25 protein-coding genes and 1 pseudogene are annotated in these 26,650 nt (G+C 60.9%); 9 read left to right on the top strand and 17 right to left on the bottom strand.

Annotated features, from left to right (window positions below):
* Positions 1-37: 37 nt before the first annotated feature.
* Together JW030_RS10145 and JW030_RS10140 are read right to left on the bottom strand one after the other, a co-directional pair.
* Complete coding sequence (locus tag JW030_RS10145) at positions 38-781, bottom strand: Pr6Pr family membrane protein (RefSeq protein ID WP_188046745.1); 744 nt, start codon at positions 779-781, stop codon at positions 38-40.
* A 44-nt stretch (positions 782-825) separates the two neighbouring features.
* Positions 826-1,008 (bottom strand): hypothetical protein, encoded by a 183-nt coding sequence (locus tag JW030_RS10140; protein ID WP_188046744.1) that lies wholly within the window; start codon positions 1,006-1,008, stop codon positions 826-828.
* 255 nt (positions 1,009-1,263) lie between these two features.
* On the opposite strand from JW030_RS10140, the gene JW030_RS13600 reads away from it, so the two are divergent.
* The 4 genes from JW030_RS13600 to JW030_RS10125 all read left to right on the top strand — a co-directional run bounded on the left by JW030_RS13600 (position 1,264) and on the right by JW030_RS10125 (position 3,788).
* Complete coding sequence (locus JW030_RS13600; protein WP_255499232.1) at positions 1,264-1,398, top strand: hypothetical protein; 135 nt, start codon at positions 1,264-1,266, stop codon at positions 1,396-1,398.
* Between the two features lie 284 nt (positions 1,399-1,682).
* Positions 1,683-1,955: a helix-turn-helix domain-containing protein gene (locus JW030_RS10135; protein WP_241095417.1), complete on the top strand. Its 273-nt coding sequence runs from the start codon at positions 1,683-1,685 to the stop codon at positions 1,953-1,955.
* A 4-nt stretch (positions 1,956-1,959) separates the two neighbouring features.
* Entirely contained in the window at positions 1,960-3,126 is a 1,167-nt protein-coding gene (locus JW030_RS10130; protein ID WP_188046743.1) for a tyrosine-type recombinase/integrase, read from the top strand.
* Between the two features lie 80 nt (positions 3,127-3,206).
* Complete coding sequence (locus JW030_RS10125; protein ID WP_188046742.1) at positions 3,207-3,788, top strand: hypothetical protein; 582 nt, start codon at positions 3,207-3,209, stop codon at positions 3,786-3,788.
* Between the two features lie 186 nt (positions 3,789-3,974).
* On the opposite strand, the gene JW030_RS10120 is transcribed toward JW030_RS10125, so the two are convergent.
* The 6 genes from JW030_RS10120 to JW030_RS10095 form a co-directional block, all read right to left on the bottom strand.
* Positions 3,975-5,456 carry a class I SAM-dependent DNA methyltransferase gene (locus JW030_RS10120; RefSeq protein WP_241095416.1) on the bottom strand — a complete coding sequence of 494 codons (1,482 nt, stop codon included), beginning with the start codon at positions 5,454-5,456 and terminating at the stop codon, positions 3,975-3,977.
* A 10-nt stretch (positions 5,457-5,466) separates the two neighbouring features.
* On the bottom strand, positions 5,467-6,435 hold the full coding sequence (locus tag JW030_RS10115) for an Abi family protein (RefSeq protein ID WP_206348554.1): 969 nt from the start codon (positions 6,433-6,435) through the stop codon (positions 5,467-5,469).
* A 195-nt stretch (positions 6,436-6,630) separates the two neighbouring features.
* A complete protein-coding gene (locus JW030_RS10110) occupies positions 6,631-7,533 on the bottom strand; it encodes a GIY-YIG nuclease family protein (RefSeq protein ID WP_188046741.1) in 903 nt (300 codons plus the stop codon).
* A complete protein-coding gene (locus JW030_RS10105) occupies positions 7,530-8,816 on the bottom strand; it encodes a restriction endonuclease subunit S (protein ID WP_188046740.1) in 1,287 nt (428 codons plus the stop codon). The genes JW030_RS10110 and JW030_RS10105 overlap by 4 nt, the downstream gene beginning before the upstream one ends.
* Entirely contained in the window at positions 8,813-11,455 is a 2,643-nt protein-coding gene (locus JW030_RS10100) for a DEAD/DEAH box helicase family protein (RefSeq protein WP_241095415.1), read from the bottom strand. The genes JW030_RS10105 and JW030_RS10100 overlap by 4 nt, the downstream gene beginning before the upstream one ends.
* Before the next feature lie 20 nt (positions 11,456-11,475).
* Positions 11,476-12,671 (bottom strand): IS3 family transposase gene (locus tag JW030_RS10095; protein WP_188046806.1). Its coding sequence is split into 2 segments (ribosomal slippage): positions 11,476-12,384 and positions 12,387-12,671, totalling 1,194 coding nucleotides; the frame shifts between segments, so codons are not numbered across the junction.
* Between the two features lie 43 nt (positions 12,672-12,714).
* Between JW030_RS10095 and JW030_RS10090 the strand changes: the two genes are divergently transcribed.
* Together JW030_RS10090 and JW030_RS10085 are read left to right on the top strand one after the other, a co-directional pair.
* Positions 12,715-12,870 carry a hypothetical protein gene (locus tag JW030_RS10090; RefSeq protein ID WP_188044399.1) on the top strand — a complete coding sequence of 52 codons (156 nt, stop codon included), beginning with the start codon at positions 12,715-12,717 and terminating at the stop codon, positions 12,868-12,870.
* 376 nt (positions 12,871-13,246) lie between these two features.
* Positions 13,247-14,026, top strand: a complete 780-nt coding sequence (locus JW030_RS10085; RefSeq protein WP_188044398.1) for a DUF6602 domain-containing protein — start codon at positions 13,247-13,249, stop codon at positions 14,024-14,026.
* 370 nt (positions 14,027-14,396) lie between these two features.
* Here the strand turns inward: JW030_RS10085 and JW030_RS10080 are convergent, their stop codons facing one another.
* Together JW030_RS10080 and JW030_RS10075 are read right to left on the bottom strand one after the other, a co-directional pair.
* Positions 14,397-15,263 (bottom strand): IS3 family transposase, encoded by an 867-nt coding sequence (locus JW030_RS10080; RefSeq protein ID WP_241095625.1) that lies wholly within the window; start codon positions 15,261-15,263, stop codon positions 14,397-14,399.
* Positions 15,260-15,823: a transposase gene (locus JW030_RS10075; RefSeq protein ID WP_188044397.1), complete on the bottom strand. Its 564-nt coding sequence runs from the start codon at positions 15,821-15,823 to the stop codon at positions 15,260-15,262. The genes JW030_RS10080 and JW030_RS10075 overlap by 4 nt, the downstream gene beginning before the upstream one ends.
* 376 nt (positions 15,824-16,199) lie before the next feature.
* Here JW030_RS10075 and JW030_RS10070 point away from each other — a divergent pair, with 376 nt between their 5' ends.
* Positions 16,200-17,027 carry an FxLYD domain-containing protein gene (locus JW030_RS10070; protein ID WP_188044396.1) on the top strand — a complete coding sequence of 276 codons (828 nt, stop codon included), beginning with the start codon at positions 16,200-16,202 and terminating at the stop codon, positions 17,025-17,027.
* 104 nt (positions 17,028-17,131) lie between these two features.
* Here JW030_RS10070 and JW030_RS10065 read toward each other — a convergent pair.
* Positions 17,132-17,283: pseudogene (locus JW030_RS10065) on the bottom strand (IS5/IS1182 family transposase); the annotation flags it as partial.
* Positions 17,284-17,555: 272 nt separating this feature from the next.
* On the opposite strand from JW030_RS10065, the gene JW030_RS10060 reads away from it, so the two are divergent.
* Both JW030_RS10060 and JW030_RS10055 read left to right on the top strand, forming a co-directional pair.
* The gene (locus JW030_RS10060; protein WP_188044395.1) at positions 17,556-18,467 is read left to right on the top strand and encodes a patatin-like phospholipase family protein; all 912 of its coding nucleotides are present in this window, start codon (positions 17,556-17,558) and stop codon (positions 18,465-18,467) included.
* Positions 18,468-18,567: 100 nt separating this feature from the next.
* Positions 18,568-19,017 carry a GNAT family N-acetyltransferase gene (locus JW030_RS10055; protein ID WP_241095414.1) on the top strand — a complete coding sequence of 150 codons (450 nt, stop codon included), beginning with the start codon at positions 18,568-18,570 and terminating at the stop codon, positions 19,015-19,017.
* Positions 19,018-19,062: 45 nt separating this feature from the next.
* Here the strand turns inward: JW030_RS10055 and JW030_RS10050 are convergent, their stop codons facing one another.
* The 6 genes from JW030_RS10050 to JW030_RS10025 form a co-directional block, all read right to left on the bottom strand.
* Positions 19,063-19,884 (bottom strand): DUF1206 domain-containing protein, encoded by an 822-nt coding sequence (locus JW030_RS10050; RefSeq protein WP_188044394.1) that lies wholly within the window; start codon positions 19,882-19,884, stop codon positions 19,063-19,065.
* Positions 19,885-19,888: 4 nt separating this feature from the next.
* The gene (locus JW030_RS10045; protein ID WP_188044393.1) at positions 19,889-20,770 is read right to left on the bottom strand and encodes a DUF1295 domain-containing protein; all 882 of its coding nucleotides are present in this window, start codon (positions 20,768-20,770) and stop codon (positions 19,889-19,891) included.
* 57 nt (positions 20,771-20,827) lie between these two features.
* Positions 20,828-22,720, bottom strand: coding sequence for a long-chain fatty acid--CoA ligase (locus JW030_RS10040; protein ID WP_188044392.1), 1,893 nt, complete (start codon positions 22,718-22,720; stop codon positions 20,828-20,830).
* 240 nt (positions 22,721-22,960) lie between these two features.
* On the bottom strand, positions 22,961-23,791 hold the full coding sequence (locus tag JW030_RS10035; protein WP_188044391.1) for a tryptophan-rich sensory protein: 831 nt from the start codon (positions 23,789-23,791) through the stop codon (positions 22,961-22,963).
* 96 nt (positions 23,792-23,887) lie between these two features.
* The gene (locus tag JW030_RS10030; RefSeq protein ID WP_188044390.1) at positions 23,888-24,823 is read right to left on the bottom strand and encodes a linear amide C-N hydrolase; all 936 of its coding nucleotides are present in this window, start codon (positions 24,821-24,823) and stop codon (positions 23,888-23,890) included.
* Between the two features lie 209 nt (positions 24,824-25,032).
* A complete protein-coding gene (locus JW030_RS10025) occupies positions 25,033-26,466 on the bottom strand; it encodes a nucleobase:cation symporter-2 family protein (RefSeq protein WP_188044389.1) in 1,434 nt (477 codons plus the stop codon).
* Positions 26,467-26,650: the final 184 nt, after the last annotated feature.

Genomic DNA, 26,650 nt, shown 5'->3' with positions numbered 1-26,650 from the left:
AGGTGTCAGCCGGATGCAGGAGGATTCGCCCCTGGCCTCAGAGAACGATGCGACGACCGGCAGCGCCGAGCATCCGGTCGATGGCGACGAAGAGGAAGCCGACGACGACGAGCGCGGCAGACAGGGCGACGCCACCCAGACCCAGCTTCTCGATGTTCATGAACGGATATGGATAGGTCTGTCCGGGCGTGAACTCTCCGCCCAGCGCACCGTAGATGAAGCCGAACACCAGGTAAGCGTAGGGGATCAGTGTCCAGCGCAGAGGATCGATCCAGCGGAACGTGCCCTTCGGGACGAAGAGCAGCCAGTCGCCGATCACCAGGCACGGCGTGATGATGTGGATGAGATTGTCGGTGAGGGAGAAGATGTCGGCGTCGCCCTGCTGGAACCGAGTCGGCACCAGCACGATCAGATAGATGAGCATGGTCACGGTGATCGCCATCATCACCGCCCCGCTTCCTCTCGCACTCGGAGTCGAGGTACCGGAGGTGCCCCGTCGACGCAGATCCCGCGCGGTGCGGATGATCAGCAGCAGCATCCACCCGAGGCAGAGGAGGTTGCTGATCATCGTGTAGAACAGCAGGGTCGACCAGTCCGGGGCCCCCGACAACACCCCGGAGTTGCAGACGACCCCCGCCAGGATGAGCGCGAACGCGATGATCCGGTAGGCCAGCGCCAGGGGTCGGGCGTTCACTGCCGCGTGCGCGAGCAGGGGCTGACGCCGGTGCCCGACCGCGGGGTCAGCGGGAGTCGCGAGGGAAGAGATGGGGCCGTACGGCATTGGTCGAGCGTACAAGCGGGCCCGACGACAGCCGCGGGGCTTGACTACGGGAACACCCGTCGCAGGAGTGCCACGTCGTCTTCGCTCAGTGCCTGGGTGATGACGACCGCCGCAGAGGGCTCGATGTCGGGCGCCAGACGCTTCCACACCAGCCTCGCGGCGCCCAGGTCTCCTTCGATCACCGCGTTCGAGAACTCGTCCACCGCGTTGACGACGTGGTTGTACATGCCGACCGTGACGATGTCGACGCAAAAGCGCTCGGATCGCGATGATGCTGTTCGCCACCGCCTACATCTGGGATGGCTTGGTTGAAGATCCCACCCTGCCCACGTCGCGATAGTGATACTCGGTGGGGGCGGGCACCTGATCGACCTCAGGCGTCCGCGGATCCGCGGTGAGTCTGGTGTGACGGCATCCGTCAAGGCCCTCACTCGAGGAGTTGACGTGCGCATACGGTCGTCGGATTCGACGAAGGAGACATCATGAGTGATCCGAAGGATCCGCAGAAGCACACTGACGACACTGCCGCCCAGGCCGGGTCGGAATCACCCGAAGAGGGCGCCGAAGCCGAAGAGGCCGCGCATGCCATCATCGACGGCGACCACCTCGACGCCTGAGGGCGCGACCCCTCGCCGGTCGACACTTAAGGGATATCGCCGACGAAGATCGTCCCTGGTTCGAGGGCATCGTTGAATCGCGGCTCCAGCAGGTCCTCCGGGTCCGGGTGCTGTCGGGCTCGAGCAGCCGATTTGCGGTATGCGGCCGAGCATCCGGTGGCATGATGCCCATATCACGTATCAACCGTGAGCACAGTCTTCCATTCACACGGACCCGTCACTGGGATGGGTAGTCCCCATGCTCTCGATAGTTCCAGTCGGGGGGCCAAAAGGGGACCAGAGCCATGCAAACCATGCATTGCATGACCAGCTCAACTTCGCTTCCGCTACCTCTGCCCGACTTGCCGCCTCTGCTCGATATCCGCGAGCTGTCGGCCTATCTCGGCGTGCCTGTCTCGACCATTTACGACTGGCGCTCGCGGGGCATCGGTCCGCGTGCGTACCGCTTCGGCAAACACCTCAAGTTCGCCGTCACGGACGTGACCGAGTGGATCGAAGCGCAGCGCGACCCCGCGCCGTCTTCACAGTCTTTGCCGCCTCAATTGCCTCGACGGTGACGCTGTGAGCCGCCCGCGCCTGACGATCGGCACCTACGGTGAGATCACCACCCGCCGTCGCCCGAGCGGGCGCATCGAAGCTCGCGCCCGCTACCGGGACTGGGATGGCGCCACCCGGCTCGTGCAGGCGAGCGGCGACACTGCAGCCGCTGCAACGCACGCGCTCAAGGCCAAGTGCGTCGACCGCAATCTGATTGCACCGAGCGCGGGATCGCTCACGGCGGACAGCTCGTTCCCTGATCTGGTCGCGTACTGGCTCGAAGACATAGGGCTTGAGGATCGGCTCTCGAAGGCCACCCGGCAACTGTATGAACGAGACATGCGCACCCTTGTGCTGCCCGCGTTCAAGGACCTGACGCTGCGCGAAATCGGGGTGGCCCGCTGCGACCAGTTTCTGAAGCGGCTTGCGAAGGATTCGTATTCGAAAGCGAAACATGCGCGCGTCGTGCTGCGACTCGCCCTCGCGCTGGCGGTGCGACACGAGGTGCTGCTGCGCAACCCCGTCGATCACGTTGCACGTTTTCATCGGGACGCGCGGATGCCCGACGCCTTCACGCCCGAGGAAATCACCGCGATCCGTGCGGCGATTGCGTATTGGGAAGCCGGACGCGACGTCTCGGGGCCGAAACCCGACGGGCAACTCGGTGCAATCATCGAGGTCATGCTGGGAACATCCGCGCGCATCGGTGAAGTGCTCGCAATTCGCCGACGTGACATCGACCTCAGTGTGCCATCCGTGCGGATCGCCGGAACGATCGTCAGCCCGAAGGGCGAGCCGACGACACGGCAGGATCACCCGAAGACCGCTCGCTCACTGCGCACGATTCAGCTCCCGGGGTTCGCCGCAACAGCCGTGCAGTATCGACTGAAGCAACGCGACACGATCGACCCCGACGCGCTGCTGTTCTGTTCCCGCGAGGGCACTCCGTTGACGACAAACAACGTGCGCCGTCAGCTCCGCCACGTCATGGACCTGGCCGGGATTGAAGGCGTCACACCGCACAAGTTTCGCCGCACGGTCGCAACCACGATCAACGAAAGCGCGGGCGTCGAACTGGCATCGCAACTTCTTGGCCACACCGACCCTGCCATCACGATCAAGCACTACATCCGCCGCGACGAAACCGTCAACCCCACGACGGCGGGACTGCTGGAGAGGGCATTCGGATGACGAGGTTCGGAACTCTGGTGATCAGAAACAGTAACAGGTATGCTGTATGTGTAACTAGTTCGGTTCGGGTGGAGGTGAACATGGATGCTGCACTGCTGCCAGACATGCTGGGATACAAGGACATCGCAGACGCAGGACTCACACGCAGGCAGTTCGAGCGACTCATTGAGGCCGAGGAGTATGAACGGATCGCACCCGGTCAGTTCCTACGCGCTGGCGCAACGGACGACACCACAGCCGCGTGGATGGCAATCGCTGCAAAGCGGCCGCAAGCAACACTCTGCATGCTGACGGCGCTATCGATCCATGACCTCACAGACGAGATTCCAACGCGCAGCAACATCGCCATCCCGCGAGGCACGAAGCCATTGACCGCTTGGAGCGCACCGATCAGTTGGCACCACTTCGATGCCGCGACTTTCGACATTGGCCGTACTGAACACGCACTGCCTGGCGGGAGAGCAATCGGACTGTACTCCGCAGAACGTACGATCATCGATCTGTTCCGCCTCAGCCATGATTGGGGCAGCGACCTCGCGATTGACGCGCTCAAACGATGGCTTCGGGTGAGGAAGAGCAGCCCGTCTCAGCTTCTGGCGATGGCCGATAGATTCCCGAAGACGAAGCCAGCCCTACAGAACGTTTTGGAGATCCTGCTGTGACATACCGAGACGAGAGCATTTCGTTCTCACGGTAAAAGCGTGGACGAAAGGGGAGGGCGAGCGTACCTTGGAAACAAAGGATTGACCGGAGCTACTGCTCCAACGCAGTGGCGATGCAACAATCGCGTCGAGGAGGACGGTCCCGCAAATTTTGCGGCACCGTCATCACATAAGCGCAGGCCCGTCTTACTTGATCGGCGAGTCGCTACTACTCAATGCCGCCTCTTCCAGTGCCGCGGCAACGGCTTCAAACTCGGCCAATGCCGCGGTGAGGTCCTCGACAATCTCCCGCGCGATGACGTCAGGCGCGGGAAGCGAGTCGAGGTCGTCGAGAGAATCATCCTTGAGCCAAGTGATATCGAGGTTCACTTTGTCACGGGCGATCAGCTCGTCGTAGGCGAACGACTGCCAGCGTTCAGACTCCGCGCGTTCTTCGCGCGAATTCCCGAGCAAGAACGAGTCGACGAACTCATCGAGGTGCGCCCGACGTAGCGGGTTTTGTTTGGGGGTGAAATGCTGGTTGGTGCGCAGGTCGTATACCCAGAGCCTCCGTGTCCACGGCACTTCGCTTGCAGGCTTCCTATCAAAGAACAGCACATTTGCTTTCACACCTTGGGCGTAGAAGATGCCAGTAGGTAAGCGCAGGATCGTATGCAGATCGAAATCGTTCAGCAGCTTTCGGCGCAGCACTTCCCCCGCTCCGCCCTCGAAGAGCACGTTATCGGGCAGCACCACGGCGGCACGGCCATTGATGTCGAGAATCGTCATGATGTGCTGCACAAAGTTCAACTGCTTATTGCTCGTGGTGGTGACGAAGTCAGCGCGCTCAATCTCGGTGTCTTCCTTCGACTCCCGGCCATCCGCTCCGACCATTGTCATTGATGACTTGCGCCCGAATGGCGGGTTCGACAGTACGACAGAGTATCGATCGCCGGGATCGGCGATCAGCGCGTCGCGTACGTCGATCAAGGAGTCACCGTTTGAAGTGCCGATGCCGTGGAGCAGTAGATTCATTGCGGCCAGGCGCGCGGTACCGTCCACGAGTTCGGTTCCATGTGCGAATTCGTCTCGCAGCCGGTCGCGCTGGATTGGGGTGAGGTGCTCTGCGTCGCGCGACGCAAAGTCGTGGGCAACAAGTAGAAAACCGCCAGTGCCGCATGCAGGGTCGATCACGGTGTCGTCGGCGGTGGGCTGCATTACGTCGACGATGGCCTGGATCAAGTCTCGCGGAGTGAAGTACTGCCCTGCCCCCGAGCCCTTGTCTGAAGCGCCCTTGGCGAGAAGCTGCTCGTAGGCGTCACCCTTCAGGTCAGTGCCGGAGGCGGACCACTGCTCCTTGTCGATCAGATCGACGATCAGTCGCTTAAGTTTGGCCGGGTCTTGGATCCGGTTCTGGGACTTGCGGAAGATCACACCGAGCGTGCCGGGCTGGTTGGCCAGTCCCGAAAGAATATTTGAGTACTCGAGTTCTAGCGCCGCACCCTCACTATCGAGGAGTCGCTGCCACGAGTACTGTTCGGGCACGATTTGCTCTGGCCTGAGCTTTCGCGTGGCGCGCTCGTGCGCCATCTTGAGGAACAGCAGGTAGGTGAGTTGCTCGATGTAGTCGAGCACGCCGACGCCGTCATCACGAAGCAGATTTCGGAACGAGTCGAGCTTGTCGACCAAGCGACGGGAATCAGACATTGCGGCCTCCTGACCAGAACGGATCGCCTTGCCATGTTTCGGGGAAGCCCATCTCTCCAACGTGGCGACCTTGAATAGAGGCGAAAGAACTGCTGACGAGATCTCGCACTTTGGCGCCCCAGGTTGTACCTGGTGAGGCCGCATCCAACAGCGTGCCCATCACGCAAAGGGCGCCATAGAGGCGCTCACTTTGGCCCTCGGGCAGTGATATGAGGGCTGGGATCGTTCGCATTGCGGCAGTGCCGACCGGCGCAAAGGACCGGTTCCAGAGGCGCGCGTGGTGGGCGCTCGTGTTGCGGACAATCGCGAGTTGCTCGTACCAGCGAACAAGGGGGTGATTCTTGCGCGCTTTCTCTGCCGGGTTCTTTCGCAACTTGCTCAGATCGATGCGAACGCCGACTTGCTCAGCAATCTCCCACTGCATGCTCGCGGGTAACCCTTCATAGAGTCGTGATACGTCCGCGAAGTCGAGCAATTCTGTCATTGCCCAGATTGGGAGCTTCCCGCCATAGTGCTCATCGTGGTGTTTGACGGCGTCATTTCGGCGGCGAGCGCGATCAGTTCGACGTTCAACTGTTTGCAACCATGCGGGGTGGTCGAAGTTTGGTCTGAAGTGTTTCGAGTCGAGATACGCCAGCGGGCCGATAATACCGATGGCCTCGTTGAGCTGCGCGCGAAGCATCACCTCTATGCGTTCGACACCGTCATGGATCAGCGTGCGGAGTTTGCGGTCGAACTCGTAGAGCGCGACGACATCGCTGAATGTTGTTCCCGGTGTGAACTCGTCGTCGCGACGACCGGCAACTAGCTCTCGGTACGGATACCAGTACCCGCTCAGACGGTAGTAGCCGACACTCGTGAGCCATTGATCGGGTGAGTCGAGATCGATCACCATCCCACGCTGCTGGATCTTCGAGAGGTGCGACTCGAGCGTCTCATAAGGCTTGATGGGGCGAATCAAGCGATCCCCTGCCTAAAAGAGATCCAGCCCACACCAGAAGACTGGGCGGGCTGAACTATTAGCTCAAGTCTAGCCCGTGTAGCCTCCCAGGGCCAAGCGAGATCAGAAAATCCCCCGGTTGCGCATCGTGGAGAGGCTCGGGGGATGTTGTGCCCCCAATCTACATCGGCACCAGTGCGACCGCGAGTGTCTCGTCTAAGCATCCTCGACACCTCGGCTCTCCCACGCTCCGAATGCACCCTCGGCGCTCACCCACTCGACACGACCATTGCAGGAGCGTCCTAGGGCGATAGCCCCGGCCGTCGAAGGGGACGAGAAAACGATGTCGCGTGTCGTGCGCCCGGTTCCGTTCTCGACCACAATCGAACCTTCAGCAAGGAGCTCTTCGTGTTGGGCGCGGTAGCTCGCGTATGCGCGTTGCGTGCTGATCGCATTGCCGACACCATGCCAGTGGGGAACCACTAGAGACCCGCTGAGCATGACGAACTCGCCGTCGATCTGCTGAGCGCTTGCGTTGACACCGAGCCGCGCACTTTTCAGTTGGAAAACTGGAGAGACCGTTGAGTTACCAGCCTCGGGTGATCCCGGCTGTGGCCGAACGCGGATGGCGTTCACGCCGAGCACGGGGAGCACGATCTGCAACTGCCCGAGAAAGTATTCCATGTCTGACAGGTCGGCCTCGGGGAGCCGCGGCCGTGGCGGGGCAGTGCCATTTTCGAGCGTGACGCGACCTGCTTGCGTGGCGAGTTCGATGAGGCGAGACTCGAGATATCTGACGTGTGACTTCGTCAGATTGGTGTCTTTCGAGGTGACGACGACTGCCTGGTTCCAGAACGGCTTCTCTTTAGCGTGGCTACGCAGCCGAGTTGCCACGGTGTCTGCTTCCCCGATGTAACAGCGCGTGTCGCCGACTGCGTCTTCATCTTCGCCTAGTAACAAGTACACTCCGGTGCGCTCTGCTTCTTCGCGACCAAGTAGTTCAGCTAGAGCTGACCGACGCGCAGAGACAATGCTGCCGGTCCAGTTAGTGATCTCAGCCGTCATGAGCCCACCCGGGGTCCCATCCACAAGGAAAAGCTTGACCTGTTTGCCAGTCATGCGCCAATCATCTCCGGAGCCTCTGACATTACGGGAGAGGAGCCAGTCAGTCGACCCGAGAATGCCGCAGCAAGGAGGGAACGGCGGAGGGCAGTGGAACGGCGTTGCTGACGCTGGAGCTGTTGTTGAAGCCCGGAGAAGGACGCTTCTATCTCAGCGATTTCATTGACCGCGCGCATTTGCGCAGCCAAATCGGGGCAAGGCACAAGCGTGTCTGCAACAGCACGTTGATCAATCTTCGGCATTGATCCGGAAAGCCCTTTGGCCCGGGCGCGAAGCGTTCTGTGCACTCGTTCAGTTCGCAACGCCGCAACAAGGTAGCGACCGACGACCCGAGTTTCGTCCGGGCGAAGTCGGATCAGGAGATCAGGAAAGATCGCCCAATAAGCTGGACCTGCGTAGCGGGCTGCCGTGCCCACCAACTCCGGTGCATTTGCACGCTGCACGAAGATATCGCCGGGCTCGAGCCAAAGCCCCTCAGCAACGGCAGATGTAGTTAAAGTCTCCTTCGTGAAGCGGTCTGTGAAGCTGTTCCGCGTTACCGCAGTCAGGGTCAGAGTGCGAGTGCCGGTCTCGCGACCTTGCACCGCTCGATCCGAACGTCCATTTCGCATCTTCTCCCGAAGGAGATCCCCGACCTTCTTCATCGAAGGGCTGTCGCGCCACAGCACGGCTTCAATCGACGCCGACGCCCAAGACCGCGCGCGTCTGTTGGCGGCGGTCATGTATTTGTCGGCTGCGTCTAGACGGGAGAGGTGATCTTCGAGGATTGCGACGATGCGGAGCTGTTCCTCCAATGGCGGCACCGGAACCGGTAGCTGAACGAATCGCCCATGGGTTAGGTTCAGACCGCTATCTGAAATGCCTGTTTTCATCTCGTCGATGCGCTTCTGCGCCTCATCGCTGAGGAGATAAAGTTCCAAGAAACGCGCGTCGAGTCGTTCATCCGGCCTCAGCCGATACATCTTGCCGGACATCATCAAACGCGTGGGAGTCGCACGTACAAGGGCAGGGATTCCGCAGCGAGCACGCGGCCCGGCACAGGTAAGAAGTAGATCGCCGACCTCAACCTCGATATTTGACCGTGGTTCTAGCGTGTCAGGAAGCTCCTTATTGTGTTCCGGTAGAAAACGTCCGGCTTGAATAGCCGTCGTCTTCAGGACACCCCAATTATCCTGCGTTGCAGGATGCGTATGACATTTGGGGCTCCACCCCTGTTGTACGACCTTCTTGTTCGGTAGGTCTAAAAGGAGGTCACCGATCGGTTGTCGTTCCCAGGTCACGCGGCCAACTCCCGGTTCAGTTCTTCGATGAGGTCGCCCGCGTTGTCACCGAGGTCTCGGAGAGCGCCGTCGATGCCGCCGCGCTCATCGAAGGGCGCGTTCTCGAGATCGTCGGCGTCTAGACCCGCCGAGGAAGCGATGATCTGCATCATCTTGTCGAGCCACCAGCGCTGCACTTCGGTGAAGTTCACGCCCGCCTGATCCTGGCGAGCCAACCAGTTCTCGTAGCGTGCCTCAACCTGTTCGGCATACGGCACGAGAGCATCATCAACACCGGTCTCGAGACGCAATAGTGAGATGAGGTCTGTGGTCGTGTGCCGATCCCTGTTCTCAGGGCGACCCCGGTACTCAATCTCCAAGGAAAGGTACGCATTCCAAATGAGATCGACCGTCCAGTTGTGCGGTGGGCGGGCGATCCGTTCCTTCAACTCTTCGATCTGTGCGAATGAGATACCCCGACCCCTCGCCTCAAACATCAGCTCGATTGCGCTGATCTCGGCGCGGTTCGAGTTCAGATACTCGCGCCAGGAATCGACGATCTCTTTCGCGCGGTCAAGTCGCTGCACACCGTAGGCCTCGTTGAGTACATCGACGCTGACCTCGTCGACGACCTGATCCTTGAGCCGACGCAACTCGATGATGCGAGTGCGCAACTCGGGGTTTGCTGCGAGCGGTTCGATGGCGCGCTCGAGCATCGCTTCGATCACCAGCTCTGGGTCTCGGCCAGGATCCGCAACGATCACTTCGGCCTGCTTATTTGGATCAACGGCATCGACCAGCGCGCGCACGATCGCGTGCATCGACGTGTGCGCAACCTCATCAAGCTCAGACCGTTCCTCGGGCTTGAGTTGCCGATCGAGAGCCGCTAGGCGGCTCGCGAGGGTCGCAGTTTCGTCTTCGGTGAGATTCAATGTCGCGGCCTTATCGAGCAGCTTCTTCAAGCTGATCGACTTGTCACGGTTGAGCGGTGGCTCCACGAAATCATGCTCGGTGACTCCGATGGCATCGACAATTACGAATCGGGTCTTGGCCTCGGCATCGTCGGTGACGGCTTTGAGGTCCGCGGGAGCAATTGTGCGCGCACCGCGTCCCTTCATCTGCTCGAAGTATTGGCCGCTTCGCACGTCGCGCATGAACATCACACACTCAAGTGGCTTCACATCAGTACCGGTCGCGATCATGTCGACCGTAACTGCGATGCGCATCCTAGGACTCGTGCGGAACGCCTTGAGATGCCCCTTCGGATCTTTCACCGAGTAGGTAATCTTCGCGGCGAAGTCATTGCCCTTGCCAAATACCTCTCGCACAGTCTGTACGATCTCTTCTGCGTGATTGTCATCTTTGGCGAAGATGAGTGTCTTCGGCACAGTGTGACGGCCAGGAAAGATCTCAGTAAAGAGCTTGTCTCGGAAGGTCTCAAGTACGAGGCGGATCTGACTCTTTGACGTCACTGCGCGGTCGAGCTGACCCGGAGCGTAATCAAGGTCGTCGTCGAGTTTGACGAGCTTTTGTTCACGAGTCGCGCGATTCACGGTGGGAACGTACGTGCCAGCCTCAATCGTCGAGCCGCTGGCGGAGATCTCCGTCTTGATTCTGTAGATGTCGAAGTCGACGTTCACCCCATCGGCCACCGACTGTTGGTAGGTGTACTCAGAAACGAGATTCTGCTGGAAGAACCCGAAGGTCTGCTTGCCAGGCGTCGCGGTGAGCCCGACAACATGTGCGTCGAAGTATTCGAGCACACCCCGCCAGACACCGTAGATGGAGCGGTGCGCCTCATCGACGATTACGAGATCGAAAGATTCCGGAGGTAGGTCAGAGTTGTATGCGACTGTCACCGGCTCGTCTGGGGTGAAGTCGTCGAGCCCGGGGTCGTCGCCCTCGGGGACATCTTCGTTTTTGATGGCCTTGAAAACGCGCTGGATTGTGGAGATGGCGACCTTCGTGGAATCCGGCATCCCGCCGCTTGTGAGCTTGGCTACGTTATACAGTTCGGTGAAACGTCGATTATCGTCGGGCGTGCGGTAATTGCTGAACTCACCCATCGTCTGGTCGGCGAGATTATTACGGTCCACGAGGAACAACACACGTTTGAAGCCGCCCCATTTCAATAGCCGATAGGCCTCGGTGACCGCGGTGAACGTTTTACCTGCGCCGGTCGCCATTTGGATCAGCGAGCGCCCATAGCGCTGTTCGGAGAGGCTGTGCTCGAGGCCCTTCACAGCGTCGATCTGCGCAGGCCGGAGACCCGACTCGTCGAGTGCTGGAAGTTCTCGGACCCTGCCTCGCCAGGTCGGCGGCACTGTTGGTTCATCGTGAGCCGCACGGATAGTCGCGGCCAGCGTCTCTGGCTTCGGAAAATTAAAAATGCGTCGTGAACGCGGTGCCGGGTCGAAGCCATCGGTGAAGTGCGTTTCGGAACCCGAAGCTTCGAAGACGAACGGCAGGCGACCCTCCGGGTCGAGCGCCTTCTTGCGCACGTCGTCAGGTAAGCCAGTGGCATACATCGCCGACTGCCATTCCACACCCGAGAGAGGTGTGCCCATCGGCTTGGCCTCGATCACGCCTACGACCTCTTTGTCTACGTAGAGGAGGTAATCGACGCGCCCGTGCCCGGGTTTCATGAGGGTCTGCTGCACGGTTAGGTGACAGTTTCTAGTCACGCAGCCAGTGCGGCTGGCGTGTTCATGATGGCCTCGAAATCGATCGGGGTCAAACGGCCGAGTCGGGGTTGGCGTCGGCGGCGGTGGTAGGTTCGTTCGATCCAGATCACGATCGCTATGCGCAGCTCCTCGCGGGTGGCCCAGGAACGGCGGTTGAGGACGTTCTTTTGGAGCAGACTGAAGAACGATTCCATGGCAGCGTTGTCACCGCATGAGGCGACTCTGCCCATCGACCCGACGAGGCGATTGCGGGTCAGAGCCCGCAGGAACTTCTGGCTGCGAAATTGCGATCCACGATCGCTGTGAACCACACAGCCGGCGACGTCACCGCGCATCGCGATGGCATTCTCCAGAGCGTTGACGGCCAGACTGGACTTCATTCTGGAGTCGATCGAGTACCCGACGATCTTGTTCGAGAACACGTCTTTGATCGCGCAGAGGTAGAGCTTGCCGTCCGTGGTGGTCCTGTGCTCGGTGATATCGGTCAGCCAGAGTTGGTTCGGCTTCTCGGCGGTGAACTCGTGCCGGACACGACCATTCTCGTCGGTGACCGTGCAGAGATCGTCGTGGACGGCCGGGCCGGGCTTCTTGCCGTTCCTGCCCCGTTTCTTCCCGAACACGCTCCACCACGCGTTGTCACGGCAGATGCGCCACGCTGTCCGGTCAGCCATTGCCTCCCCGACGTCGCGGGCCTCGTCCGCGAGCAGCCGGTGACCGAACTCGGGATCGTCGTGGTGGGCATCGAACAGCGCGTTCGCACGATATGCCTCGACCACCTCACTACCGGCGATCGGGTCGAGCAGCCACCGGTAGTAAGGCTGGCGAGCAAGCTTGAGGACCCGGCACGTCACCGCGACAGGGATCCTGTCCTCGGCGAGCTCCTTCACGAGCGGGTAGAGCCTTTTCCCGGCAGATTCGCCTGCGACAGATATGCCGCAGCCCGCCGGAGGACCTCGTTCTCCTGCTCAAGGAGGCGGATCCTCTTGCGCGCTTCGCGCAGCTCCACCGCCTCGCCGCGGGCCTGGCCCGGCTTAGAGCCGTCATCGACCGCAGCGCGTTGCAACCATTTCTGCAGCGTCATCGGATGGACCCCGAAGTCTTTCGCGATCTGCTCAATCGTCACTCCGGGTTCGCGACCTCGAGCGACTTTCACAACACCGTCACGGAACTCACTGGGATAAGGCTTAGGCACAATGACATCCTTCCAGGCCGCCCTCCCGGGCAAGCCAACTCAGATGTCACCTAACCGTGCAGCAGACCCTGATGACTTCGCGGACAGCGATGCCGCGTTGCGGAGCAAAGAGATTGAGATGTTTGCGGTCCTGTACAGCCCAACCGGCAGCGTTGAGCTGGCGGTCAATGACTACCCGCGCCTTCTGCTCCGCCGCTAGACGGGCATCCCCACTCTCATCCATTGCTTGAGAGTCTATCGGTGGCCTCAGACGCTGACTGCGGCTTCGACGCCCGGACTGCTGGTTCGCTGTTGACTGCTCCGAAGCCTGCCACGCGTCTTGCAGATCGACGGTGAAGTGCGTAGGTGGCTGCGTTGAAGATGGTGTCGTTGCCCGGCCGCACCAGGAGATCTGGAACTCGTTGTTCACCGTGTTCAGAGGCTTGCGTAGGGTGTGTGTCCAGGCAACCACGACAGTAGTGGAAATGGCGGAGGAGGCTGAAGCTAGGAGAAAAGGCATTAGTCACTGATTGCAAGTCGATGGATCATGCCGACGCGCGGCGCGAAAAAATGTCCTGTCGCGATACATTTGGTCAATGCCCTCTCTCGTTGAGATTATGACAGCCGTCTCTGACCAGCTCACATCGTCGATTGAAGCGAGCCGAGTGGCTTTCGCGCATAACCTCACCAAAGGAGAAGCCGTAGAGAGTGCGGTGCGCAAGTTTTTCAGAGACCACCTACCGATTTCGATTGGTGTCGCCCATGGCCAGGTGATCGACCGCCACGGTTCGACGAGCAAACAGCTCGATGTAATTCTTTACGATGCCGGACGAACTCCGATTCTCTTTTCGGACGAAGCCGACGAGAACCGTATTATTCCAATAGAAGGCGTGATTGCTGTAGTCGAATCAAAAACTAGTCTCAAGACCAGTGACATCACGACACTGGCTGAAAGCGCAAGAGTGCTAAAGTCGCTTGACCGCTCAGCTTATTACCGCAGCGATGATCGGATAATTAAGCACGTCGTGAATGGGTATGGGCGTGAGTGGGAAGTTTTGCCGCCTCTTTACTTTGTAGTAGCTTTCGACGGACCCACTCCGCAGAGCATCGCCCAGGCGTTAGAGAAGGCGAATGAAAACACACCCTTGCATCAGCGAATTGATATGACCTGCATAATTAAGCAAGGCATTGTGGCGAACTCGAAGCCTGATAGTTCCGGGATCGAGGCGCTCCCATTCCCAGGATCGAAATTGTTGGCGTTTGAGACAAAGAATTCTCTCCTGCTCTTTTACATTCTCATGTCGAGATATGTGCTTCAGTCCGCACTTCCGCCGATCTCCATCCAAAGCTACCTTCCGAAGGATTTCGTCTTCTAGTTCGGAACAATCTTCGGCAGTGCTAAAAATGCTTGTTTATAGTTCTCGGTTCGAGTTGCGCATCCGGCCATCTTTTACCCATCTCAATCACCCGTGACGGACCGCCAGCGACCGGGTAGACTAGCCCAAGGAGAATCGCTCGATTCCCCGTACGACCAGGGAAAACTAGAGATTTTCGCAAGCTTTCGGTGAGGCCAAAAAACCTCCAAGGGGTCGCAGGTTCAAATCCTGTCAGCCCGACCAGCAAGACCCGGAAACTCGCAAGAGTCTCCGGGTCTTTTGCGTTTCCGGGAGGGGTCGACCCTCCAAAACCCCTCCGCGTGGCGATATCTGGCTCGATCTGAGTTTCTGGGTTAGCGGCATAAAGGGCCTAGGACTGTTCCTTGGACAGTTCTGCCTCTAACGCCTCACGATACTCGGCGATGGTGGCTCCTCCGAGCACGGTTCTGATTCTCGTGTTGTTGTAGAAGTGCATGTAGGCGCTGATCGCCGATTCGATCTGGTTTGCGGTTTTCCAGGTGCGCCCGTATAATATTTCGGTCTTCATCCTTCCGAAGAACCCCTCACACGCGGCATTGTCGCCGCTATTGCCTTTCCTGCCCATGGACCTCGTGAGTCCGGCAGATTTCATGCCCTCGATCCATTCGCCGCCGCGGTAATGCCCGCCCCGGTCAGTGTGGATGGTGAGCCGGGAGGGATTCTCCTGTGCTCGGAGCTCTGCCCGGTAGCTCTCTGGAAGCGTGTGGATGGCGTCTTCGAGCATTCCTTGCGTGAGCTGCATGTTCGGGCTCCTGTGCATCCGCCAGGACACGATCTTCCCGTCGAAGCAATCAATCATCGGACTCAGGTACACCTTCCCGTCTGGCGCCGGGAACTCGCTCACATCGGTGACCCATAACCGGTTGGGCTCGTTGGCGTGAAACTCCCGGTTCACCTGATCGATCGGAGCCGGGGTGAGCTTACCCTCGTAGCTCGAGTACCGCCGTTTCCGCCGGGCATAGAACACGGGAATGCGCTCCTCTTTCATGAGTCGACGTACGACTTTCTCTGACACCTGAGTCCCGGATTTACGCAACGCCAACCACACCCGAGGAGATCCATACGTATACGAACTCGCGCTCGCGATATCGCGGATCATTGCACGAAGCTTGACGTGAGCCTGCGGCCGGTCCAGCACCTGCCTGCAGTATTGATAGCTACTCGGTTGAAGTCGAGCAAACTCCAGTAGCAGTCTCAACGGGAACAACTGGCGTAGCGCCTCAACGACCTGTGTCTTCTGCAGGTTTGACAGTTGTGTGGGGATAACGCCCTCGTCTTTTCCGCGAGCTCAAGCTTCCGCTCAAGGACAGCCTTCTCGACCATCAACTCCGCGGCCAGCCGTTTCAACTCTGCGACATCATCAGGTAAGGAGCGTTCCAGGCTTGCGCGGGTGGGAAGCCCGTCCGCCCGTGCTTGTTCTCGTTTACTCATCAGCCCTCGGTCGCCGTGCATGCGCCATTGCTGCACCCAGCCATACAACACGACGTGCGTGGTCATGCTAAGATCCGCGCCGACATTCTTCACCGACTCGCCTTCGGCGACCCGGTGCACCGCGGCTGATATGAACTCCCATGGATAGTGGAGTGGTGGACGCGGCTGCGCACGAGGGCTCGCACTCGGTGGACCTTCGCGAACCCAATCGTGCAGCACATGCCGGGACGGGTAGCCCAGCACGCGAATGGTTTGAGCGAACGACCCGAGACGACGATAGGTCGCGATCGCGGTCTCGCGCTGTTCCGGGGTGTAGATGATTCTCATGCTGTTCTCCAAACGATACGGAAAACAGTCCGAAGCTCCTTCATGCAAATACCCCGGAATTCGCAATTTCGTAAGGATTGGGCTGCGGGGTGTTCAGGGCTCCTTCGCTGCCGGGATTCTTTCAACTTAGTTGGAAGCCCAAATAAACTCTCCGGGCTTGCGCCGCGATGGTGGACCGTGCAAAACGCACCCACTCTGATGTAGTCGCATTGTCAACAGAAGCAAGTGAATGATGGGGCGGTGGGGTGGAGGCAAAACTCACCCTATGATTCTGTTATTGGCTAGATAAGCGAATGCTACGTGCGTTAAATTTAGGGGGTAGTCGATGAGGCTTGTATCGAAGAGACGTTTTGTAAAGATGTTTGGGGCCGGGCTCATGGTTGCGAGTGTGCTGCTCACGGCTGCCTGCACAGGGAGCGGTTCGAAGCAAGCGCCAGAAGCTGCAGACGAAGCCTTCCTTGGCGGCCTCGTGTCAGGGTGGGTCGCACGGTGGGACTTCTTTGCAGATCCTGAACAGGAATTAGCTCTGGATGACCCTAAGTATGCGGAAAAGTACAAGGATCAGCTCACTCAGGCGGTCAATCTTGAGCTGGATAGGCTCGAACCCTATATTGACATGCCTTTTACCGACAGTGAACTCGAGACCCGGGCCATCAATTACGTCGGTCTACTGCAAGAAAGTGCTGATTCGATCCAGTTCTTGAACGTCGATGACGCCAAACACGAAGCTCTGTGGACAGACATCTACGATCGACGTACTATTGCGATTCTTGAGTTCGTCGATGTATACAAGCTGAATATTCCTAAGGAGCACGAAGGTACTGTTTCGGAGATGCGGACGAATTCCGAACTTGCTGCTTCGCGTGCCGAAACGGAGGCCGCGCTTTCCGAGGCTCTCTGTGCGCTTGACTGGCAACTGGTCAGCGGCGGCGATGAGTACTATCCCTACTTCGATTACGCTGCGACCGCGACGAATACTTCGGATACCGATTTCTTGAATATGTGGTTGGACGTCGCGGTGATCGATGAGAACGGTGTCAATAAGGGGACGCAGTACGCCTCCGTCACTAATTGGCGGGCCGGACAAACTGCTTCATTCGAGCTTGCTTATCTGGAGAGCCCAATCTCCTCGTTTGATGTTTCTGCTCGGTGGGAGTCAAATGACGGCACTTTTTCAGAGCTTGCGTCGGTCTGCAAATCTTAGGCAAATAAGTAGGCGAAGTCACTGTTCGAATGCGGGGAAGCCTATGGTGGGGCGTACTCGCACGAAGTAAGGGGACTCTTCCCGTGGTGTGATGTAAGTCTCGGCTAGGGCGTGAGCGTTGAGTGCTTCAACCAGGTGATCGCTTCGTTCAGGACCACTGCAGCCCGGTACGAAATCGCGAATTTGTCGTACCGGGTTGCAACGTCCGCCATTGCTTCGGCCGGGCGTAGCTACGATCGATTACGTTGTGACCGCGGGATCCTTCAGGGGCGTTCAAGATTGAGCTGATTCGGTTGTGCTGCACAAATACGTTGCGTAGCTCTGTTCGAGGGTCTTCCCATCTTCTCGCAAGGGGCATCTATGGTTGGCGGGCTCGAGCGCGTAGAGTTCCCGGCGAACGTGAAACTACTTGAGGACGTGAGCCTGATGCACACAATGTCCATTCTGGGCGCTTCCTTGAGTTCACGATCGCGCGGCTGACGTAGACGCCGCGGGGAGCGCCGCGTGCACTCTCAGAAAGCTACGAGTATGAATCATTCAACGCAGAAGAACGTTACGCACCCCACCCGGACCGCGCTGGTGCTCGGCGGTGGGGGATCGACCGGCAACGCCTGGCTGATCGGCGTCGTCGCCGGCCTGTACGAGGCCGGACTCGACGTGACCGACGCCGATGTGACCGTCGGGACGTCGGCCGGGTCGACCGCCGCCGCCCAGCTTGTCGAGGCGAATCCGGCGGAACTTCTCGCGAGCATCCGTGCGGCGGGGCAGGGACAGTCACAGGACCGTGCCCGGGCTCGAACCGGAGGCGATGCGGCCAGGCCGGTCGAAGATCACCTGGAGCGGTCGAGGCGGCTCATCGCCAGCTCTGCGGACGCGGCCGACATGCGTCGGAGGTTCGGGGCGGCCGCGATCGACCTCGCATCGGCGCACGACCCAACTGAGCGGTGGCGCGGGTTGGTCGCGACGCGTTTCTCCGCACGTACATGGCCGGAGCGGCGGGTGCTCATCACTGCGGTGAACGCGGGGACGGGCGAAGCGGTCGTGTTCGATCGCGACAGCGGGGCCGATCTAGTGGACGCCGTTGCGGCGAGCTGCTCGAGCGGCTCCGCCTATCGCATCGGCGATGCGCAATACATCGATGGGGGCTACCGGATGAACGCCGAGAACGCTGACCTCGCGGCCGGGTACGAACGCGTGCTGGCGCTCTCTCCGTTCGGCGGGCGGACGCTCACGCCAGCCAGCTGGGGCCTGGATCTTGCGACGCAGGTCAGGGAGCTTCGCGCGGGCGGCAGTGAGGTCGAGACGGTGGTGCCGAACGAGAACGCTGAGCATCTCTTCGGCGCGAACGCGATGGACTTGTCGAAGCGACTGCCCGCCGCCGAGGCGGGTCGCGAGCAGGGCGTTGCGTTGGCCGGGAGGATCGCCGAGCTCTGGCGGTGATCCCGTCATCGCCGGGCAGGCGAAGTCATATACATTGGGAAGCGAAGAGGCACTTTCCCGGCGCACCCCGAGCGAGGCCCACAGAAGAGGAGAAACACACGTGACCGTGAGCTTCGAGAAGGCCGGCGTCGCCGAGATGGACGCTGTATCGCTGTACGCGATTCTGCAGCTGCGGGTTGACGTGTTCGTTGTCGAGCAGCAGGCCGCGTACGCCGAACTCGATGGCCGGGATGTCGAGCCGACCGCCCGCCTGTATTGGGCGGAGGAGGACGGCGCGGTGCTTGCAACGATCAGGGTGCTGACGGAGGAAGACGGCGCGCGCATCGGACGCGTCGCCACCGCGTCGACCGCGCGGGGGAGAGGCCTCGCCGCCGAGCTCATGCGGCGTGCGATTCTCGATTACGGCGGCGAGATGATCGTCCTGGACGCGCAGCAGCACCTCGAAGCGTGGTACCAGGGCTTTGGGTTCGTGCGCTCGGGCGAGGTCTTCGTCGAGGACGGGATTCCACACATCCCGATGACGCGGGCCGCGGGCAAGACCGCGCTGTAGGGCACGGAATCTGACACCACGTACCGTCGAGGGGTTCGCCCGCGATTACAACCGGGCGTATCGCGCGCGGAAGATGCAAAACACGCCGTATGCGACAAAGCCGATGCCGACCAGGCAGACGAGAAGCGGCCCGAGGGCGACGTTCAAGAGCGCTTGAACGGCCCCGTCGAGCCCGCCCGCAGTGGAGGCATCGACTCTCGCGGCGGCGACGACCAACAGAAATCCGACAATTACCAGGGCCACGCCCTTGGCGATAAACCCGATCACACCGAGCGCGGTCACTACGCCACCGAGCGGGCCCGAGGGGATTGATAGCTGCTTCTGGAAACTGCGCAGCACGCCCATCACCACGAACGAGACGCCCCCGATGCCGATGCCGAGCCCGAGGAGGCCGAGCATGACCGGGCCGCCGGGCAGCAACAGGATGCCATGGCTGGCGTTCTCTGCGGACTCCTCGCTGTCGACGCGCGCCCCGAGGGCGACAGCGATTGCGACGACGCCCAGCGCGATGAATATGCACGCCTGACCCCACTCGGCGATGCGGCGACCCCATTTTTTGGCGAAGCCCTTGGCGTCGTCACGTGTATTCCGCGCGAGCAAACCCTCGAGCGCGTGCCATATCCCGAGCGCGCAGAGCGCGACCGCCAGCACCCAGAGCGCGACAAAGCCGAGCGTTGCTGAGGCGATCGCCATGAACGCGCCTGCCTGGTCGCTCTCGCCTCTTCCGCCAAATGAGATGACGATGACGATGGCACCAATGAGCAGGTGCAGGACGCCGTTTGCGGCAAAGCCGCCACGCGCCAAAGCACGCAAGACGGAACTTGATTCCGCCTTGCGTGCGGCCCGCTTCGGGGCAGTAGCTTCCATTCGCTTAGGTTGTCTTCCCCCGCATTCCCGGGATCAACGCGGGGGTGCGGGCGCGGTACGCAAGGTACTCGGGGTCGTCGCCCCACTTGCGCTGCGCCTTCGCCTCGAGCAGCGGGATGCCAGACACGCGGGTCAGCAGCAGCACCACGAAGGCCGGGGACAAGATCGCGATCCACTGCCAGCCCTGCAGCGCCGGCGCCGCGATGATGAAGACACCCACCCAGAGCAGGATCTCGCCGAGGTAGTTCGGGTGGCGCACGACCGACCACAGGCCCGACTGAATGAACTTCCCGGCGTTGTTTCCGTTCGCCTTGAACTGACTCTTCTGCAGATCCGCGATGACCTCCATGCCGAACCCGAGCACCCAGATCGCGAGACCGAGCCAGGTGGTCCAGCCCAGGGGCACGGTGTTCGCCGAGGCAATCGTGATCCACGCCGCCGCTGCGGTCAGGCTGACCCAGAGCCCCTGCACGGTCCAGACCGACAGGAAGCGGAGCTTCGAACGCTTGATCTCGTCAAAGCGGTCGTCCCCGCCGCTGCGCAGGTTGCGGGCGAGGAGGAAGCTGCCGAGCCGGACCGCCCAAATGATGACGAGGGCGCCGAGGATCAGGCTTCGTGTGTCCAGTGCCGGAGCAAGCAACAGCAACATCGCGGTGACGCTGATGTAGGTCACGCTGCCGGTCGCGTCGAAGTAGCGATCGGTCTGTGCGATGGCGGCCGGGATGAACGCGACGCACTGCACCACGAACGCCACCGCCACCGCGATCGCAAACCCGGGCATGACGCCGATGGTCCAGCCATGCTGGCTTCCCGCGAGCGCCAGGGCGCACCCGATGACGACGGCAACCGCGATCAGGATCACTGAGGATGGGCGAGTACGTTGCATGACGGTTCCTTGTCGAGTGTGGGGTGGCGTAGAGGTGGGAGGGGCGAGGCGCGAGGCCTAGCGGTAAAGCTCGTCGAGGATCGGCTGCAGCTCGTCGATGAGCGCCTGGCGCTTGAGCTTCATGGTGGGCGTGACGAAGTCGTCCCAGCGGTCGCTGCCGACGACGATGACGCGCCAATACTGCACGCGCTCCGCAGGTGACACGGTGGCATTGGCGCGATCCACCGCGCCCGAGAGCGCCACTTCGAGGCGTCCGTCGGTGCAGACAGTCACGCCGGGAGCTTCGACCTCTGCTGGCAGCGATTCACCAAGCGTGCGAAACCACTCGGTGACCGCCTCGGGATCGATGACGAGCGCCGCAGTGAGATAGGGCCGGTCGGTGCCCACCAGCGCGGCGTGCGCGACGAGCGGGTGCGACTCGACTGACTGTTCCCAGGGCTCGGGAGAGACGGTGCGACCAGTGGAGGTCACGATGACGTGCTTCAGCCGTCCGTTGAGCGTTAGCGACCCGTCGGCGCTCAGCGTTCCGAGGTCGCCCGTCCGAAAGTACCCGTCGACAAAGACCTGCGCGTTTTGCGCCTCGTCGCGGTACCCCGCAAAGACGCCGACCCCTTGGGCCAGGACTTCTCCGTTGGCGGCGATTCGTACCGCGTTTCCGGGGAGCGGCCGGCCGACGCTGCCCGCGACGAGCGAACCGGGGCGGCCGCCGGTGAGCGGCGCCGTGGTCTCGGTCAGCCCGTAGCCCTCGATGATAGGCACGCCAATGCCCCGGAAGAATCGTGCAAGATCGGGTTGCAGGGTCGCCGCCCCAGAGAGCAAGTACTCGATCCGGTTGCCCATCACCGCGCGCAGGCGACGATAGAACAGGCGGTCGAAGAACGCGCGCTGCAAGCGCAGGCCGAGGGGAGCGCGGGCTGAGGGATCCTGGTCGCGGGTTTCGAGATACCGACCCCACTTCTGCGCGACCGTCGACGCGACCGACCAGATGGGCTCGACCTTCTTCTCGCGGGCCGAGGCCGCGGCCGCCGCCTGAATCTTCTCGAGCACCCGCGGCACCACCACGAGAAACGTCGGTTTCAGGATCGCGAGCGCCTGCACGACTTGCTTCGGGTTCGACAGGTGCGCGACGCGCATGCCATTCGCGACGCAGATCAGCTGCAATGCGCGACCCAGCACGTGCGTGAGTGGAAGAAACAGGATCGTGTTGCCGGTCTCCTTGACCACCTCGCGGTAGGCGGCTGCCGTGTTCAGCACCTGCCCGACGAGGTTGCGGTGGGTGATGAGCGCGCCCTTGGGTGAGCCGGTGGTGCCTGAGGTGTAAACGATGGTCGCGATGTCGTCCAGCTGGGCTGTGAGCCGGCGTTCCTCGAGACGGGCATCGCTGACCGCTTCGCCGAGATGGATCAGGTCGTCGAGCGAGTAGAAGGCGGGCCCGTCATCTTCTGGATCACTCACTTCGAGCACCCAGACGCTCGGGGGAGCCTCGACGGCGCCTGCCGCGGCTCGCGAGATGCGGCGCGCGAGACTCGTGTCGCCGGCAAATGCGGCGGTGGGGCGGGCGTCGGCCAGGATCGCTTGCAACTGCGCATCAGAAGCCGTGTCATATACGGGAACGACGACCGCTCCGGCGAACAGGGCCGCGAAGTCGGCGACGGTCCAGCGGTATTGCGTGGGGGACATGATGAGGATCGTGTCGCCAGCGTTCACTCCGCTGGCCATCAGTCCCTTTGCTGACCCAGCAACCTCCGCCATGAACTCCCGCGTGCTGATCTGCCGCCACGGTTCGTTGAGGGCCGCCCCGGGAACTCGCGTTTCGAAGGCGATGTGATCGGGTGCGGTAGCGAAGCGAGCCGCGAGAAGCTCAGTGACATTCCGGACGCCGCTGATGTCGACCAGAGGCTCTGCCGCAGAACGTTGATCTGAGCTTCCGCTGGCGTGTGTCGGGGTCATGTTCCTCACGATGAGTGCTCCGATGATTGGTGAACCGTGGTCACGAACGGCGTCTGGTGGGAGGTGCAGGGATATTTGGCGACGTTAGCTACTAGTATGCCAAACTAGCGACATTGTCCGGGGCTTTCCTTCGTTGCGTCGCAGTCTTCTCTATGTTCGGAGCGAGCGGGGTATCGGATGGAAAATTCATGCAGAGAATTTTCGCGGTTTCCGAGAACCTGTCTGCCGGGTTGGTCTGGATCACGCAACGCTCTGGTCGCCTGAACGGTGGTGAGTGATCAGGCGTGTCGCGATTGCGGCGACGATGACGATTCCTGCCGCGGCACACGCCGCGATTCCGACCGGTAGTGACGCGGGTTCGTCGGTGAGCCTGGCGATCGCAACCCAGCACAGCCCCCAGCTCAGCGCGATCGCTGGGGTGAGGCGCCCGCGACTGAAGATCGCCGTGGCAACGCCAATGCAGGCGGCAATCGCCAGAGCGGCCACGGCCCAGACGGTGGGCTCAATACCGAAATCGCTGAATTCGGCCGCTGTAGCCCAGGCAGCAACGTTCGCTGCGGAGGCGATCGTGGCCCACCCGAGATAGAGCCCCACCGTTCCATCAAGCACCACGGACTCGACAATGGCCCCGGTACGGGTGGTTACTCCTCTCGGCGTGCGCAGCAGCAGGCTCAGGGTGCGGGCGAGCACCAACAGGAGGACGACAATGATCGCCACCGACAGCCAGAGTTGTCCGATTTGGATGGCACCCAGCCAAGCGGCATTGAGCAGCATGGAGGCAGCGATGAGATAGCCAATCCGACGCTGGACCAACCGTGCCGCCTGAGCGGGAGCCAGCTGCCAAACGGCGTACGCCAGCAATCCCAGATAAATGACCGACCAGATGCTGAACGCGGGAGTTCCCGGAGCAATCAAGGTCGCGTCGGCGGCCAGCGCACCGCCCGCTGCGTCTTGCACAGGCGTTCCCCCGAAGGCGCCCGAACCGAGCCCCGCGGCAGCGACCGCCAGAAGAGCGAGCACGAAGACGATGATTTGCCGAACACGGTCAGAAGGTTCAGGTCGACTATTCATGTGGGGCACGATACCTGCACGAGCTGTCCTGCACGAGGGCTGCGAAGGCCTTCGAGTGGACTGCGCACTCCCCAGACCTCGTCGCACCGAGAGCGTTTAGTACGCGAGTTCAGCAGCCGCGAGTTGCGCGGTCACATCACCGATCAAGGCGTTTTGACGCGGATTGAGCGCGAGCACTTCGGCGCCGTCAGCGAGCTGGGCGAGATCTACCCAAATCACCGAGGGGCTGAGGGTTGACCAGAAGTAGTAGATCTGGTTGGTCACGTCGCTCGCGGAATGCCACCACGTGGGGTAGACACCTCCGTCGCGGTAGGGGGCACCCGGCGGAACTGCCACGTTTTGCGAGACGCGGAACACTCCTGCGACCACCTCGGTCAGGTTTGCGGGTTCGGGGAGATAGTGCCGAAAGTAGCTGGCGCGCACGAAACGATCGAGTGAGGTGATGTCGCCGGGAGGCGTTAGATCGCCGCCGAACGGTGCATAGCGAGTGAGATTCGCGAGTTGCTCGTCGTAGTTGGGGGAGTTCGCCATGACAGAGAACTCTGCACCGTGATGCACGACCAATTCGCCGTTGATCGGCTCTATGATCGCCGAGTCTCCCGAAGGGTCTTCGAGGGCGAGGTGTGCGCCGATGTACTGTCCCCTGATTGGCGGGGCAATGAGCTGCACCTCGCCGAGGTGCTCGAGCACTTCAGCGACGCTGGCAAAGCGGTCAAGAACGTATTGCGCCCACATTGCGATAGTGATGGTGGCCGCACCCGTGTCGGTGGGCGGGTGAATGTCATCGAGAAAGAGCGCGTGCGCCGCGAGGCCTTTCTCGTTCATGCCATCGGAGGTTCCGACGTTCCACATGCTGAGCCCGACGCTCGAATGCAACGATATCCAGGTGGCGGCATCTGGTTGTGTGCCGCCCGATCGCTCGAGGCCGCGCGGATAGAACCAGAGCTCTGGCTCGTCGCTCACCTCCCAATCCATGCAGCGCGAAGCAACCTTCGCGATCGGGTTGTCGTTCCAGAAGACTCGTGTGCACATAACGCTGACGATACTGGCTGATTACCTTCCGCCGGTGCCCAGATTGTTCGTCCGAACATCTGCGTACCCGATGCTAGATCTCAGACGCAGCAATCCAATGGGTGATGGTGAACGTTGTGAGAATCATCACGATGCCGCACGAAGCGGTAGCGACCGCTCCCAGCAGTCGCCAGCGCCACGCGGACGTCGACGAGCTTGGCTTCTGCGGACTATTCCGGCATGCCAGGTCCTGGAGGGGGAGGCGTGATGGGCTGATGTGTAACGGGAGCGTCTGCGCCGCTTCGTGGAGCAGCGCCGACAGCTGCAGGCGTGTGGTGGTTCTTCTTGCCGATTTTCAACTCGTTGAACAGCAGGTTGAGCAAGACCGCCATGATCGCAGCCGAACTAATTCCGGAGTGGAAGATGGTTCCGAACCAAGTTGGGAAGGCATCGTAAAAATCTGATTTCACGATGGGCAGGCAGCCAAATGCGATTGAGGTCGAGACGATGATGAGGTTAAAGTTCCCCTCATAACTGACCTTGCTGAGGGTGCGAATACCTGAGGCCGCGACCGTGCCGAAGAGGACGATTCCTGCGCCGCCCAGAACAGCAGTGGGAACGGTGGCGACCACTCGGCCCAGCACTGGCAAAAGGCCAAGAGCGACCAGGATCCCGCCGCCGGCGGCAACGACGAAACGGCTCTTGACGCCGGTGATCGCCACCAGACCGACATTCTGGGCAAACGCGCTCTGGGTGAAGGTATTCAAGATTGGGGCCAGGATGCTAGATGCCATATCTGCCCGGAGCCCGTCGGCGATGCGGCGCTTGTCGACCTTCGTTCCCACGATCTGACCGAGAGCAAGAATGTCGGCGGTAGTCTCCGTCAGAATCACCAAGACGACGACCGTCATCGAGATGATAGCTCCCACCTCAAAGACTGGCCAGCCAAAGGCGAACGGCTGCGGGAAGGCAAAAAATGCGCCCTCGCCGACCGTCGAAAAATCAGCCATGCCGAGCAGCCACGCCAGGCCGGTGCCCAGCAACAGCGCGAGCAAGATGGCTAACCGGGCAATCGCAGCATTTCCAAGCTTGGAGAGCAGAAGTGCAATCAAGAGTGTCGCACCGGCAAGCCCAATGTTGCCCATGCTTCCGTAGCTGTCAGCGGTTGAGTTGCCCCCCATTGCCCAATTTGCGGCGACAGGAATCAGTGAGATGCCAATCATGGTAATCACCACTCCGGTCACAACCGGAGGGAAGAACCGAACGATTCGGGCAAAGAACGGGGCAACAAGGAAGCCGATAGTGGAAGCCGCAAGCACGGCGCCAAACACGCCTTGGATGCCTCCGCCACTATCAATGATCGCGACCATGGTGGCTACTGCTGCGAAAGACGTGCCCTGTACCAACGGCAACTGGGATCCGAAAAACGGGATGCCGACGGTCTGCAGAATGGTTGCGAGTCCGCCGACAAACAGGCAGCTCGCGATCAAGAAGCCAATTTCTTGCGCGCTGAGCCCGGCTGCACCGCCAACGATCAACGGAGGTGCGATGATGCCGCCGTACATGGCGAGCACGTGCTGCATTCCGTAGGCGAGTGTGCGTCCCGCGGGAAGACGCTCGTCCTCTGGTCGACGAGTTGCGGTGTTACGTTGAGCGAAATTCACAACTATGTTCCTCGCTGTGGCGGGTGACGGACGAGATGAGGGCCTTGTTGCCAATGTACCTAGATAAACGAGACAATAGCTAGGCAATCAATCACGGTCTTCGAGAGGCAGGGACTGCTCTGAACGACTGGAAACTCGGACACAGCAGTGACTTGAGGGGGATTTTCGCCGCCAGGCTGAAGAT

Origin of the sequence: Leucobacter sp. CX169 (assembly GCF_017161405.1) — a bacterium.
GTDB lineage: Bacteria > Actinomycetota > Actinomycetes > Actinomycetales > Microbacteriaceae > Cx-87.
This window is presented reverse-complemented; position numbering and strand designations above follow the sequence as displayed.